Origin of the sequence: Rhizobium sp. P32RR-XVIII, assembly GCF_012641395.1 — a bacterium.
In the GTDB taxonomy this organism is placed as follows: Bacteria; Pseudomonadota; Alphaproteobacteria; order Rhizobiales; family Rhizobiaceae; genus Rhizobium.
On record NZ_JABAIH010000003.1, the window covers coordinates 333,746 to 347,814 of the forward strand.

At 60.9% G+C, this 14,069-nt stretch carries 10 protein-coding genes; 4 read left to right on the forward strand and 6 right to left on the reverse strand.

The genetic code is table 11. The features are described from left to right. Nucleotides 1–29: 29 nt before the first annotated feature. Nucleotides 30–2,627: an EAL domain-containing protein gene (locus HGP14_RS11245; protein WP_168829921.1), complete on the reverse strand. Its 2,598-nt coding sequence runs from the start codon at nt 2,625–2,627 to the stop codon at nt 30–32. A 182-nt stretch (nt 2,628–2,809) separates the two neighbouring features. Further along, nucleotides 2,810–3,079: a hypothetical protein gene (locus HGP14_RS11250; protein WP_168829644.1), complete on the reverse strand. Its 270-nt coding sequence runs from the start codon at nt 3,077–3,079 to the stop codon at nt 2,810–2,812. Nucleotides 3,080–3,296: 217 nt separating this feature from the next. Here HGP14_RS11250 and HGP14_RS11255 point away from each other — a divergent pair, with 217 nt between their 5' ends. Genes HGP14_RS11255 through HGP14_RS11265 form a run of 3 tightly spaced genes read left to right on the forward strand, consistent with a single transcriptional unit; the run spans nt 3,297 to nt 6,907 of the window. Then, nucleotides 3,297–4,439, forward strand: coding sequence for a TRAP transporter substrate-binding protein (locus HGP14_RS11255; RefSeq protein ID WP_168829922.1), 1,143 nt, complete (start codon nt 3,297–3,299; stop codon nt 4,437–4,439). A 60-nt stretch (nt 4,440–4,499) separates the two neighbouring features. Continuing rightward, nucleotides 4,500–5,168 (forward strand): TRAP transporter small permease subunit, encoded by a 669-nt coding sequence (locus tag HGP14_RS11260; RefSeq protein WP_168829923.1) that lies wholly within the window; start codon nt 4,500–4,502, stop codon nt 5,166–5,168. Continuing rightward, nucleotides 5,165–6,907: a TRAP transporter large permease subunit gene (locus HGP14_RS11265; RefSeq protein WP_168829924.1), complete on the forward strand. Its 1,743-nt coding sequence runs from the start codon at nt 5,165–5,167 to the stop codon at nt 6,905–6,907. The genes HGP14_RS11260 and HGP14_RS11265 overlap by 4 nt, the downstream gene beginning before the upstream one ends. A 41-nt stretch (nt 6,908–6,948) precedes the next feature. Here the strand turns inward: HGP14_RS11265 and HGP14_RS11270 are convergent, their stop codons facing one another. The 4 genes from HGP14_RS11270 to HGP14_RS11285 form a co-directional block, all read right to left on the reverse strand. Further along, entirely contained in the window at nt 6,949–8,676 is a 1,728-nt protein-coding gene (locus HGP14_RS11270; protein WP_168829925.1) for a biotin carboxylase N-terminal domain-containing protein, read from the reverse strand. Nucleotides 8,677–8,712: 36 nt separating this feature from the next. Next, complete coding sequence (locus HGP14_RS11275; RefSeq protein ID WP_168829926.1) at nt 8,713–10,317, reverse strand: 5-oxoprolinase/urea amidolyase family protein; 1,605 nt, start codon at nt 10,315–10,317, stop codon at nt 8,713–8,715. 23 nt (nt 10,318–10,340) lie between these two features. After that, nucleotides 10,341–11,105, reverse strand: coding sequence for a LamB/YcsF family protein (locus HGP14_RS11280; protein ID WP_168829927.1), 765 nt, complete (start codon nt 11,103–11,105; stop codon nt 10,341–10,343). Nucleotides 11,106–11,231: 126 nt separating this feature from the next. Then, entirely contained in the window at nt 11,232–11,447 is a 216-nt protein-coding gene (locus tag HGP14_RS11285; protein WP_168829928.1) for a hypothetical protein, read from the reverse strand. A gap of 676 nt (nt 11,448–12,123) precedes the next feature. Here HGP14_RS11285 and HGP14_RS11290 point away from each other — a divergent pair. Continuing rightward, nucleotides 12,124–14,046, forward strand: a complete 1,923-nt coding sequence (locus HGP14_RS11290; protein ID WP_409527071.1) for a PBP1A family penicillin-binding protein — start codon at nt 12,124–12,126, stop codon at nt 14,044–14,046. Nucleotides 14,047–14,069 lie beyond the last annotated feature (23 nt).

Here is a 14,069-nt window from a genome sequence, read left to right on the forward strand (position 1 = left end):
ATTGTTTTGATTTGCTTTTTGGTTGCGTCTTAGGCGGCAATCTCGTCGATGGTCTTCTCGGTACTCCACCGTTCGATGAAGGCAGCAAGTTCTGGTGCGGTGACCGGCTTGCTGAAGAAGTAGCCTTGAAGCTGGTCGCATCCTTCCGCCCTGAGGAACGCCACCTGCTCGGGCGTCTCGACACCTTCCGCGGTCGTAATCATGTTCAAGCTTTGGCCGAGGCTGATGACCGATTTGACGATCGCACCGGACTTGTCTTTGTTGCTCATGCCACCGATGAAGGATTTGTCGATCTTGATCTTGTCGAACGGGAACGAGTTCAGATAGCCGAGCGAGGAATACCCCGTCCCGAAATCGTCCATCGCAATCTTGACCCCGAGTGCCTTCAACCCGTTCAGAATATCAAGAGCGGCCGTGGCATCGTTGATCAGGACGCTTTCGGTGATTTCCAGCTCCAGCCGGGCTGGCTCGAGACCCGTTCTCTCAAGCACCTGACGGACGGTCTCAACCAGTTCCCTGTTTCGGAACTGCACGGGAGACAGGTTGACGGCGACGCGCATCCCTTCCCATTCAAGAGCCTGGCGACAGGCCGTTTCCAGCACCCACTCGCCAATCGAAACGATGAGCCCGGTTTCTTCGGCAAGCGGAATGAATTCGGCCGGAGAGACGAGACCCCGTGCAGGGTGACGCCAGCGGACAAGCGCTTCGACCGCAGCCACATCGCGCGTTTCGAGGTCGATCAGCGGCTGGTAGTGCACCTCGAGTTCGTTCTTCAGAACGGCTTGGCGCAGGTCGTATTCAAGTGCCTTGCGCGCCTGCAGTTCGGCATCCATCTGGGCTTCGAAAATCCTGTAGGTTGCACGGCCGCCCTGCTTGGCGCGGTAGAGTGCGATGTCAGCATTCTTAAGAAGACGTTCGGGGTCGCCGTCTGTGGTATCGGCAATAGCGATACCGATGCTGACGCCGATATGCAGATCCTGACCTTCGATCGTAAACGGTGCGCGCACGACCTCGATCAGCTTTCGGCTGAGTTCTTCGGCTTCCAGCGGCTGATTGACGCCGACCTGGATAATGGCGAACTCGTCGCCTCCCAGCCGAGCGACGGTATCATGCATGCGAACGCAACCCATGAGACGGCTCGAGAGCTGTTGCAAGAGGAGGTCGCCTGCACCGTGGCCGAGCGTATCATTCACTTCCTTGAAATGATCGAGATCCAGGCAGATGATCGAAATCCGGGATGTCTGCTCGGTATTCGCAGCCAGTGCAAGGTTCAACCGTTCACGGAACAGCACCCGGTTGGGAAGGCCGGTGAGCGCGTCGTGATGCGCAAGATGCGTTGCGCGCTCCTGCGCCTCGACCTCCTCTGTGATGTCGGTGGCGGTCCCGCGGAATCCAAGGAACTCGCCGCTCGGCCCGAGAATAGGGCGGCCGGCCAGCCGGCAAACGCGTGTATGGCCATTGGCGTCGCGATAGCAGCAACGCAGGTCACGGAAAGACGTGTGGTCATTCGTTCCCTCGATAAGCCTGATCCATCCATCCGAATCGGCATCGCTGGAGAAGAACTGTTTGAAGGTCTTGCCAAGGACGCTCGCCGCGGAAAGGCCGGTCACCTCGGTAAAGCGGGTGGAGAAATAGATGAGCCGTAGCGTCTGGTCACTCTCCCAGATCCAGTCTGAGGAGGCCTCCGCCACGTCCTTGAACCGTGCTTCGCTTTCCTTCAGCGTTTGGGCATAGGCTTCCACGGTCTTGGCAGATTCTTCAAGCGCCTTCGTGGAGCGGCCGGCATTGCGTACGACCAGCATGGCAAATGCCGCCAGCACGACAAGAGAGATGCAGAGCGGCGGTAGGATAAACCGCAGGAGTTGGAATCCCGGCTTTGCCGGCGACCATGTGATGGAGCCAAGGTAGACGCGGTCTTGTGACATCAGCGGAATGGATGCCTCGGCGCCCTCCGGCTTTTGCGGAGAAATCGCCAGCCCCGACAGGAGATAGTCCTGGCTCATGCGATCGAGAAACTTCTGGTCGAGACGCTTGGCGAAGACCAGCATGGTCAGATCTTTTGATTTGACGGTCTTGCGGTCAATCGACTGGGGAAGCAATGCACTGGCGGCAACGATGAAAATGTCATCGCCTGCCTTGATGACGCTCGTCGTCGGATCGGTCTGAATGGACGCGACGTGAAGAAGATCGCGAAGGCCGCGCGGCATGATCTTGAACGCGTCCACCTGCTGCGGCACGCCGTTGATGACAGCGTATACGGTCTTGTCGCCCGGGCTGACAGCGAATGCCATTTCATAGCCGAGGCCCTCATAGATATTGGCACCGATGTTTCCATCCGTGGCCGCCCATTCGAGGTCGATGTTTTCGTGAAGGTTCTTGTACGCGTCTTCCCAGACCGCATAGTCGCGAAGATTGCGGCCAACCTCTCTCGCTTTTACCTGGAGGGCAGTGGTTGCAAGTTTCTTCGATGCTTCGACTTCGAGGTCGTTTTGCTGGCCTGCGGAAACCACGACAAACGCGATAACGACCATGATCGCCACGATCAACACGCCCGCCATGGGAAATACAATGCGTCGTGTAAAGTCTTTTCCGGAGAATTGCGTCGAACTGGAACTAAAAACGCGCATGGTTATCCTCGCTCGGGGTTACCAATTACGCTATGGTTGCAAGTACAAATGATGGGTTAAAACTATTAGTTTCTTTTTGTAACACAGTTAACAAGTGGTAAGTGTATGTGAGCATGTATTAAATAGCGTATGCGCAATGTTATGACGATGAAAAGCCGCGGAGTTGCTCCTTTTGCCCTAAGTCAGGTGGTTGGCGTCAATCGACGCTGATGGATTGTTGTCCCGATGCGGGTGGCGAGCGTGAGCATCGCGGCGGCAAAGGGCGCGATAAAGCGTCCGGAGGCGGACTCTCGCCGCACGCCAAGCGCAAGCACGAAAAAGCCGACGGCGAATATGAGAACGTGTAACGGCCAGAGGGCCGCATTGTGCGACTCGAACATCCGCCAGTAGGCCCGCGGCGAAAAGAGCAGAAAGTCCGCGGGCTCGATACACCGAGCTCGGCCGCCGCTCATTCGAGCATCGGTTCGCCCGCGAGACGGTGTGTGAGGGCGCCTTTCCGGAAAGGACGCTTCGCGGGGCGAAGGTGCTGCACCCCTAACATTGACTATATTAGCAATCCTTGCTTGTGGCTCGTTGGAGAGTATTATCTGAAGCTAAAACACAAACTTATGAGGGGATACAGCAGAAACGGCATAGGGCGAAAAAGGCTCATGCTTTTGGGAGGAAGAAATGAAATCCAGAACCCAGATCAGGGGAAGAACGTCGCGTCGCAGGTTTCTGAGCGGCGCAGCCATGGCCGGTGCGGCGATGATCGCGGCACCCACCGTCGTCAAAGCGCAGGGGGCGGTCAGCATGCGCTGGCAGAGCACCTGGCCATCCAAGGATATCTTTCACGAATTCGCGCTTGATTTCGCAAAAAAGGTCACTGACATGACCGGCGGCGATCTTAAGATAGAGGTGCTGCCGGCGGGCGCCGTGGTGCCCGCTTTCGGCCTGCTCGACGCTGTCTCCCAGGGGACACTTGACGGCGGGCACGGCGTGGTCGCTTACCATTACGGCAAACAGGCGGCGCTGGCGCTATGGGGCTCGGGTCCGGGCTTTGCCATGGATGCCAACATGCTGCTCGCCTGGCACAAATACGGCGGCGGCAAGGACCTTCTCCAAAAGCTCTATCAATCGATCGGAGCCAATGTCGTTTCGTTCCTCTACGGCCCGATGCCGACACAGCCGCTTGGCTGGTTCAAGAAGCCGGTGGCCAAGGTGGAGGATCTCCAAGGGTTGAAATTCCGCACTGTCGGTATTTCCATTGATGTGTTCACCGGTCTCGGTGCCGCAGTCAATGCGCTGCCGGGGGGCGAGATCGTCGCCGCATTGGACCGCGGCCTGCTCGATGCAGCCGAGTTCAACAACGCCTCGTCCGACCGGGCTCTCGGTTTCCCGGACGTTTCCAAAATCTGCATGCTGCAAAGCTTTCACCAGAATGCCGAGCAGTTCGAGGTGCTGTTCAACAAGGCGAAATACGATGCGTTGCCTGACCAGATGAAGGCGATCATCTCCAACGCCTCGGAAGCAGCTTCCCAGGATATGGCCTGGAAAGCGATCGACCGCTATTCGAAAGACTACGCGGAGATGCAAACGGTCGACAAGGTCAAGTTCTACAAAACGCCGGAAGCGATCCTCAAAAGGCAGCTGGAAGTCTACGACGAGGTCGTGAAGAAGAAGGCGGCGGAAAACCCGCTGTTCAAGGAAGTCATCGAGTCCCAGATCGCCTTTGCAGAACGGGCCACACGATGGGAACAGGATACCCTTGTCAACCGCCGGTTAGCCTTCGATCATTACTTCGGCCGGGACGGCGTTGCAAAGGAACTATAACGTCATCGCCGGTCGGCGATGATGCTCTGACGAAGATAGTCGGCTATCTCGGGGGCAGCCGTGGAGGTTCAGCAGTTTCTCATCAGGGTCGATGCGATCAGCGTATGGGTCGGCAAAGCCGCGGCCTGGCTGATCATCGGGCTGATGACGCTCGTCTGCGTCGAAGTCTTCAAGCGCTACATCATGAACATGCCGACGGCGTGGATATTCGACGCCACCAACATGCTTTACGGCACCCTGTTCATGCTCGCCGGAGCCTATGCGCTAGCGCAAAACGCCCATGTCCGGGGCGACTTTCTGTACAGCTCGCTCAGGCCCCGAATACAGGCGACGCTCGATCTCATCCTTTATATCCTGTTCTTCCTGCCGGGCGTCGCGGCGCTTATCTATGCCGGTTATGACTATGCCGCGCTGTCCTGGCGGATCGGCGAGCATTCGACCGTTACCGCCGAAGGCCCGCCGATCTACTACTTCAAGACCATCATTCCGATAGCGGGCGCGCTCGTTATGCTGCAGGGCCTCGCCGAGATCGCGCGCTGCATCGTCTGCCTGAGGACCGGCGAATGGCCGGCCCGGCTCAAGGATGTGGAGGAGATCGACGTCGTCGCCGAGCAACTTGCCCATAGCGAGCACGTAGATGCCGAAACCCGCGAGGCCGCGATCGAGCGCGCCCAGGACATCGACAGGGCGGCTCGGCAACGAGGCCGGGGTGGAGACATGGAGACGTGAGCGATCCGTTCCTCGGACTGACGATGCTAGCTCTCATCGTGGTCGTCATCGTGATGGGCTTCCCGACAGCCTTCACGCTGATGGGGCTCGGCATGGTCTTCGGCTTCTACGCGTTCTACAATCCCGCCGAGCATTGGATCGACAATCGCGTCTTCGACCTCATGGTTCAGCGCACCTATGGCGCAATGACCAATGACGTCCTGGTCTCGATCCCGCTCTTCGTGCTGATGGGCTACGTGATGGAGCGCGGCGCGCTGGTCGACAAGATGTTCTACAGCATCCAGCTTTCGTTCCGGCGGGTGCCGGCCTCGCTCGCCGTAGCGACGCTGATTATCTGCACCTTCTGGGGTATCGCCAGCGGCCTCGTGGGCGCCGTCGTGGTGCTGATGGGCGTCATCGCGATGAGCCCGATGCTGCGCGCCGGTTATGACGTCAAGCTTGCCTCCGGTGTGATCACCGCCGGTGGCACGCTGGGCATTCTGATCCCGCCATCGGTGATGATCATCGTCTACGCCGCCGTTGCGGGACAATCGGTGGTCAAGCTCTATGCCGCCACAATGTTTCCCGGCTTCTTCCTGGCGTTTCTCTATCTCGTCTACGTTCTCGCCTGGGCGATGATCAATCCGAAGATCGCGCCCGCCTTGCCCGAGGAACAGACGAGAGTTCCGGTGGCCGCCTGGATGAGAAGCTTTCAGGGGCTCTATTCGAACAACATGCTCGCCGGGCTTCTCCGTGCATTGGTCTCACCATCGAAGGCGATGGCGATCGAGACGGATGAGGGGCGGCTCACCTATTGGAAGCTGGTCAAGAATGCCTTCGCCGCGCTCGTGCCTTTGTCGCTGACGGCGCTCACCCTGGCTCTCGTCTGGTGGTATGTCGTCATCCACCCGCAGGCCTCGGCGGAGGCGGAAGTGCCCGAAGGGCTGGAAGAGCTCGGCGGACCCGCGGCGGATGTCGGCCCGGCGGTGGTAAACGGGCCGTCAACCAGCTTCTACCTGACGTTCGGGATCATTGCTGTCATCGCGGCGGCGGTCCTCGTGCGCTACTACAGGAATATGAATGCCGAGCGGCTGCAGGTGGTGAAGCTGCTGGCTTCGTCGGTCATGCCGCTCGGAATCCTGACCGTCGTCGTGCTCGCTGTCATTCTGTTCGGCATCACGACGGCCACCGAGTCCGCCGCGGTCGGTGCCGCTGGCGCTTTCTTGCTGGCGTTCCAGGCCCGGACGCTCAACTGGAAACGCACAAAGGAGGCGGTGTTCCTCACGGCGAAGACCACTGCCATGGTCTGCTGGCTCTTCGTCGGCTCGGCACTCTTCTCCGCCGTCTTCGCCATTCTCGGCGGCCAGGCGCTCATCGAGCAGTGGGTGCTGTCGCTCAATATGACGCCCGTGCAGTTCATGATCCTGTCGCAGGCGATCATCTTCATCCTCGGCTGGCCGCTCGAATGGACGGAGATCATCATCATCTTCGTGCCGATTTTCCTGCCGATGCTCAGGCACTTCGATATCGATCCGATCCTCTGGGGCGTGCTCGTCTTCGTCAACTTGCAGGCGGCGTTCCTGTCGCCGCCGGTGGCGATGTCGGCCTATTATCTCAAGGGCGTCTCGCCACCGCACGTCACCCTGAACCAGATCTTCGCAGGCATGATGCCCTATATGCTGATCGTCATTCTCTGCATGATTATCATGTATATCTGGCCGGGCATGACACTCTGGCTTCCAACCTATCTCTACGACTAACAGACATTGCTGTTTGCGGCACCCTGCCGCGCCGTCGCCTGTCAGTGCACCTCGATGCGGGCGATTTCCGTCCCGGCCTGCAGATAATCGCCAACATTGGCGGTGATGCGGATCATTCCTGAGGACGAAGTGATCACCTGAGTTTCCATCTTCATCGCTTCCATGACCGCTATCAGGTCGCCCGCCTCAACGGCGGCGCCATCCTCGACCTTGAAGGCCTGCAGCGTACCGGAAACCGGCGAGGTGACGCTCCCTCCGCCTTCCGTTTTAACAGTCGTGGCCGTGCCTCGAACAGGGAGCTGTCCGAGACCGGCGAGAAGCGCGGGTGGAATACCGAGTTCATGGCGTTTGCCGTCGATTTCGACGTGGGTGCGGATCAGCGAGGTCTCGGCCGGCGGCTCCGGACGCTTCTCCGCTTCGGGCATGGCGGTGAAATCGGTCTCGATCCAGCGCGTGTGCACGTTGAAGCCGTTCTCGTCGGTGAAGTCGATGGATTCGATTGCCGCGCGATGGAAAGGAAGGACGGTCGCGACCCCCTCGATGCGGAATTCCTGCAAGGCCCGGCGAGCCCGCTTCAGCGCCTCCTCACGGGTGGCGCCGGTCACGATCAGCTTCGCCATCAGCGAGTCGAAGGTGCCGGGAACGGTCGAGCCGGCGACGACGCCGCTATCGAGGCGTACACCTGGCCCGGACGGTGCCTCGAAAGTGGTGATCGTGCCGGGCGTCGGCAGGAAGCCGCGGCCCGAATCCTCGGCATTGATGCGGAATTCGATCGAATGGCCGCGCGGCGCAGGCGTTTCGGTTACCCGGAGCGGCAGGCCCTCGGCAATGCGGAACTGTTCGATGACAATATCGATGCCCGTCGTCTCCTCGGTGACCGGGTGTTCGACCTGCAGGCGGGTGTTGACCTCCAGGAAAGAGATTGTGCCGTCGATGCCGAGCAGAAATTCAACCGTACCGGCACTCGAATAGCCGGCGGCGGCGCAGATCTTCTTTGCCGCGTCGTGGATCGATCGGCGCTGGGCATCATTGAGGAAAGGGGCAGGGGCCTCCTCGACAAGTTTCTGATTACGCCGCTGCAGCGAGCAGTCGCGGGTTCCGAGCACCAGCACATTGCCGTGCTTGTCGGCGATCACCTGCGCTTCGATGTGGCGCGGCCGGTCGAGAAAGCGTTCGAGGAAGCATTCGCCGCGGCCGAAGGCGGCCTTTGCCTCGCGCACCGCCGATTCATAGAGCTCAGCCACCTCGTCCATCTTCCATGCGACCTTCAGGCCGCGCCCGCCGCCGCCGTGGGCGGCCTTGATCGCAACCGGCAAGCCGTGCTTTTCGGCAAAAGCAATGACTTCAGCCGCCGTCCCGACAGGACCGTCGCTGCCGGCAACCAGGGGAGCGCCGACCTTGGTTGCGATCCGTCGGGCTTCGACCTTGTCTCCTAGTGTCTCGATGACAAGCGGATCCGGGCCGATCCAGATGAGACCCGCATCGATGACGGCGCGGGCGAACTCCGCCCGTTCCGAGAGGAAGCCATAGCCCGGATGCACCGCATCTGCGCCGGAGCGTCTGGCGATATCGATCAACTTGTCGATGTCGAGATAGGTCTCGATTGGTCGCGCGCCGGAGAGCCCGTAAGCTTCGTCCGCCAGCCTGCAGAAGAGGGCGTCCATGTCCGGATCGGCATAGACCGCCACCGATTGCAAGCCGTAGTCGCGGCAGGCGCGGATGATGCGCACCGCGATCTCGCCGCGATTGGCAATCAGGACTTTCTTCATGGGCGGGCTCCTCACGTCTTTTATCTCGCCGGGATCTCACGCCTCGGCAGGCCGTATTTCGGCGAAGGCAGTTATGGGCCGGAAGCGTATCTTTGCATTGACCGGGATCTGTCCCGCGAGATCGAGATGGTATTCGGCGACCGTGCCGATCACCGGATAGCCGCCCGTCAGCGGATGGTCGGCGAGGAAGAGCACCGGCTGGCCGCTGTGCGGCACCTGGATCGCGCCGGTCGCCGTACCCTCGCTCGGCAGTTCCGCCTTGTCCTTGCGCTCCAGCGGCACATCGCCGGAAAGCCGGATTCCGACGCGGTTCGACTGCGGCGTCACCTGCCAGAGTTGCGCGGAAAGGTTCGCAATCCCGCCCTCGGTGAACCAGTCGCTGCGCGGACCCATGACAACATCGAGCGTCAGGGTATCGCCCGGTGCCGGATGCTCGAAGGCCGGGGCTTCGGTCACGGAAACCGCCTTAAGAGCTTTGGTCTGCGTGCCAACGGTCAGCACCGCACCGGCTGTCACCGCTTCGGGGCCAACGACCGCAAGCGTATCCGTGGAGGCGCTGCCCAGAACCGGCTTTACGGCAAAGCCACCGCGCACGGCGAGATAGCTGCGCATGCCCCTCTGCGGATGGCCACAGGTGACGATATCGCCCGGCTCCAGCGAGATCGGCTGATAGGTTTCAATAGGAATGGTCTGGCCTGAGGCATCGCGTATCGTGACAGGACAGGGTGCGCCCGTAACAGCCACCACCGCGCGTCCCGAAATTTCGAACGAGAAACCGCCGAGCGCGATTTCGAGGCAGGGCGAATCGATCGGATTGCCGACGGCGCGATTGGCCGCCTTCAACGCGCCTTTGTCGAGCGCGCCGGAGGCCGAGACGCCCTGGCCGGTCTGACTGAAGCGTCCGAGATCCTGGAACAGCGCCGGCATCGGCGCGGCGAGAACCTTGAGCGTCAAGCCGTCCGAGGCGGAGCGACCCACCGGTTTGGTGATTTTTGAGCTCACGGCCGTCGGCGTCGTCGGGGCGTGTTTCTTCGCAAGATCGAAGAAGCGCACCCGATAGCCGGGCTGGAACAGCGCGGGCGGATCGCGCGAAAGGTCCCACATCTTTTCCGGCGTGGTGCCGATGATCTGCCAGCCGCCCGGGCTCGCCTGCGGATAGACGCCGCTGAAGGCGCCAGCCAAGGCAACCGAGCCCGCCGGGATCCTCGTGCGCGGGCTTTGGCGGCGTGGCACCTGGAGCGCCGGATCGCCGCCGACGAGATAGCCGAAGCCCGGCGCGAAACCGCAGAACGCCACAGTGAACTCGCTTTCCGTGTGGCGGCGGATGACGTCCTCGACCGACAGGCCAGTGAGGTTTGCCACGTCCTCAAGGTCCTCGCCGTCATAGCGGACGGGGATCTCGATCAGCTTGTCGGAGGGCGCAAGGCGGGCGGAAAGATCGCGCCTGCTGATCCTGCCTGCCAGCTTCTCCGCCGTCAGCTTTTCCGGCCGGAAGTGGATCATCAGCGTGCGGGCGGCTGGGATCATCTCCTCGATGCCTTCAACCGGTTCGGCCTTAAGTGAGGCAAAAAGCGCCAGCGTCTCGTCGAGATCGGCGAGTTCGACAAGCAGGGTTGTCAGGCTGACGGGCAGAAAACGCATCGTCACCTCAGCCGTGGCCTTGATCAGGCGGAAAGAAAGGAGCGGACGGTGATGCCGTCGGCCTCGAAGGAGCGGCGGATTTCCCGGGCGATGGCGACTGCGCTGGGGTTGTCGCCATGCACGCAGATCGACTGAGCGTCGATCTTGATCGTGGTGCCGTCGATCGCTTCCAGCGTACCCTCGTGAGCGAGCTGCAGCATGCGGCGTGCGATGAGCTGAGTATCGTGCAGCACGGCGCCCGGCTCGCGGCGCGAGAGAAGCTGACCGTCCGGGGTGTAGGCGCGGTCTGCAAAGGCCTCTGCGACGACCGTGAGACCAGCCTCGCGGGCAAGGTTGAGGATCGGCGCGTTGGCGAGCCCCATCAGCACCAGCGACGGGTCGACGGCCTTGATGGCGTCGATCACCGCCTGTCCCTGTTTCGGGTCATAGGCGATGCGGTTGTAGAGGGCGCCGTGCGGTTTGACATAGCCGACCGCCACCCCGGCGGCGGCGGCAATGCCCTTCAAGGCGCCGATCTGGTAGATGACATCGGCGATCAGTTCAGCGCTGGTGACATCCATGTCGCGGCGGCCGAAGCCGACGCGATCGGGATAGGAGACGTGCGCCCCGACCGAAACGCCCTTTTCAGCCGCGGCCCGTACGGTCTTCAGGATGCCTATCGGGTCGCCGGCATGAAAACCGCAGGCAACGTTGGCGCTGGAGACAATCGAAAGCATCGCCTGATCGTCGCCCATGGTCCAGGCGCTGTAGCTTTCTCCGAGATCACTGTTCAGATCGATGGCGGTCATATTTGGTCTCCTTAGCGGACAGTCGAAGGCAAAGATAGGGCCGATCGGGTTGTCGCCGCACGCGGCCTAACCGGGCCAGCGTCGGTGCAGCGTTGGTCTCAATCCGCGAGGATTCTGCGTTTTGGCCTAAGCTCCCAGCATCGCATCGATCTGAGCGATCAGCGCCGTGTAGGTTTCGATATTCCGGCGGTACTCCGCCTTGATACGCTCAGTGATATTTGCAAGTGGCCCGTTCCCTTCCGCTTGGAAGTGCTGGATCTCCTTCTCATCCATCGTCTTCAGATGGTCCTCATGTTCCTTGATCTTCTGTTCGTACTCGGATCGCAGATCTTCTAAGTCCATGTCATCCTCCTACGTTAACCCATCCCAGTCATGGAGACGCGCCGCACGTTCACGTTTTCCTTTGGCAGAAAGCTTACTGAAAGCTGAGCTTGATAACAATGCGGACGCATGGCGGAGGAGACACGAGCCCGTGCTTTATTGGCGATGCTTCAGACCAATTCGGCGTGGTGGTTGAGAGTTGCAGTTCTGGACTCCTCTCGGGGAGGGCCGAAACAAACCCTCCCATTTTTCTAGGGCTCCGGGCTTCCCGCCAAAATGTGCAGTCCTAGTTGATGGCGTGGTGACCTAATCTTCGGTAAGAAGTCCTGCATATTACCGAATTGGAAAAAGATGAGCCCTCCGCAGGGATCACAAACCGGTGGAATCTGTGACCACGGACGCAACGCCGACAGACAACGACACAGCCATCAAGACAGAGTCTGGTCCAGCTGCCGATGCAACGCCCGGAAACGACGCGACCGAGCCGTTGCCCTCACCTTTTGAGCGCAGCAGGCGCGCGGTTCGGGAACTTGCGCATGCATTGCGCCATGACATCGGCTTGACGTCTCGTCGCGGTGCCAGACGGTTCCTCACTGCGGCCAAGACGCTCAGGGAAAGAGCGGGTAACGTCGATGTCCCAGAAGCAAGAGCCAGATTCATAGCCGCTTCACGCTCCGTCGCCTCTCGGTCAAGGAGGATGTTCACGTGCATGATCGCTGCCCGGCCGCGGCTTCGCTCCTGGAAGGGTCTGTTGGCCCTGGGTTCGCTGGGCTGCATCCTCCTGATCTGGGCATTGAAGGATGTGCCCTGGCGGGAGATCGCGGACGGCTCCTTGAAGCCCACGATCTTTCTTGAAACGGCCGACGGCCAGCCGCTCGTCCGGCAGGGGAGGTTCCAAGGCCGCTATGCGCGCTATGAAGAATTTCCTCCGCACCTGATCGATGCCGTGCTCTCGATCGAGGACCGGCGGTTCCCGGATCATTACGGAATAGACCTCAGGGGCATCTCACGCGCCATGCTCCGTAACCTGCAGGCTGGCGAAATCGTCGAGGGCGGCAGCACCATCACGCAACAGCTTATCAAGATCCTCTATCTCGAAAGCGACCGGACGCTGAAGCGCAAGATCCAGGAAGTGGTCGTCGCCTTCTGGTTGGAATGGAAGCTCGGCAAGCGGGAGATTCTGACACGCTATCTGAACTCGGTCTATCTTGGCGCTGGCGCCACCGGCATGCCGGCGGCAGCGCGGATCTATTTCGACAAGGATATTGGTGCGCTCGACATTCGCGAGTCAGCGATGCTCGCCGGCCTTCTGCAAGCGCCAAGCCAGCTGAACCCGATCGACAATTTCGAGGGCGCTCGGCGGCGAACCGCGACCGTGCTCGACGCCATGGTTGCAAACGGCAAGCTCAAGTTGAGCGAGGCCGCTGCTGCGAAAGCCGAATTCACTGCATTGCACCTGACCCCGCCGGCGCCACGTCTGGGCAGCTGGTTCGCCGATTGGATATCGAGCCAGGCCGGCGAGATCGCGGGTTCTTCGGTCAGTTCGGTGACGGTACGCACCACTTTGGTGCCGCGTCTCCAGCGCGCCGCAGAAGAGGTGATCAAGCGGGCGCTCGATGAAGACGGAAAAGCGCTCGGCGCGTCGCAAGCGGCATTGGTGGCCATGACGCCCGACGGCGCGGTTGTCGCAATGGTCGGAGGGCGCGATTATAAGGCGAGCCAGTTCAACCGGGCTGTCGCGGCAATGCGCCAGCCAGGCTCCACCTTCAAGCTGTTCGTCTACTATGCTGCCTTGAAGCAGGGCATCAGCCTGAGCGATCGCGTCTACGACAGGCCGATCAAGGTCGATGGCTGGGCCCCGGAGAATTCTGGAGGTCGCTACCGCGGCGTGGTCACCGTTGCCGAAGCTTTTGCCCGCTCGCTCAACGCCGCGACCGTCGTGCTGGCGCAGCATGTGGGAATGGAGAATGTCGCTGCGGCAGCCAAGGAGCTGGGAATCGACGCGCCTCTCAACCCGGTGCCGGCCCTCGCGCTCGGGGCGTCGGAGGTCAGCTTGCTCGACCTGACGGGCGCCTACGCGTCCGTTCGCTGGGGGACCGCACCCGTGGAGCCATGGGGCGTGATCGACTTTCAAGCTGCGACGGAGCCCCAGGCCTTCCGGGTGGGTCCGCAGGTGACGCCGTCAGTCGATCTTTCCGCCTATCGAGATGACCTCTCTACGCTTCTTCAGCTAGTGGTGGAGCGAGGGACCGGACGAGAGGCTTCACCGGGTTTCTTTGCTGCGGGGAAGACGGGCACCAGCCAGAATAATCGCGATGCCTGGTTTGTTGGCTTTACCGATTCATTGGTCGCGGGCGTCTGGGTCGGCAATGATGACGATACGCCGATGAAAGGGGTAACAGGTGGCGCCTTGCCTGCTCGGATATGGCGCGAATTCATGCAGGCCGCCATGGCCAGCCCCTCTACGCCCGATGGCTCCGGGGCGGAGATATTGACGAGCGAACAGCAACCCGCTGCTTCGTGCAATATTCGCGCCTGCTCGCGAAGCTATCGCTCCTTCCGAGCCTCGGATTGTACGTACCAGCCCTATCGCGGCGAGCGGCGTCTCTGCGAAAAATAATGGTCCGGCTCCCCGCTCTTCCT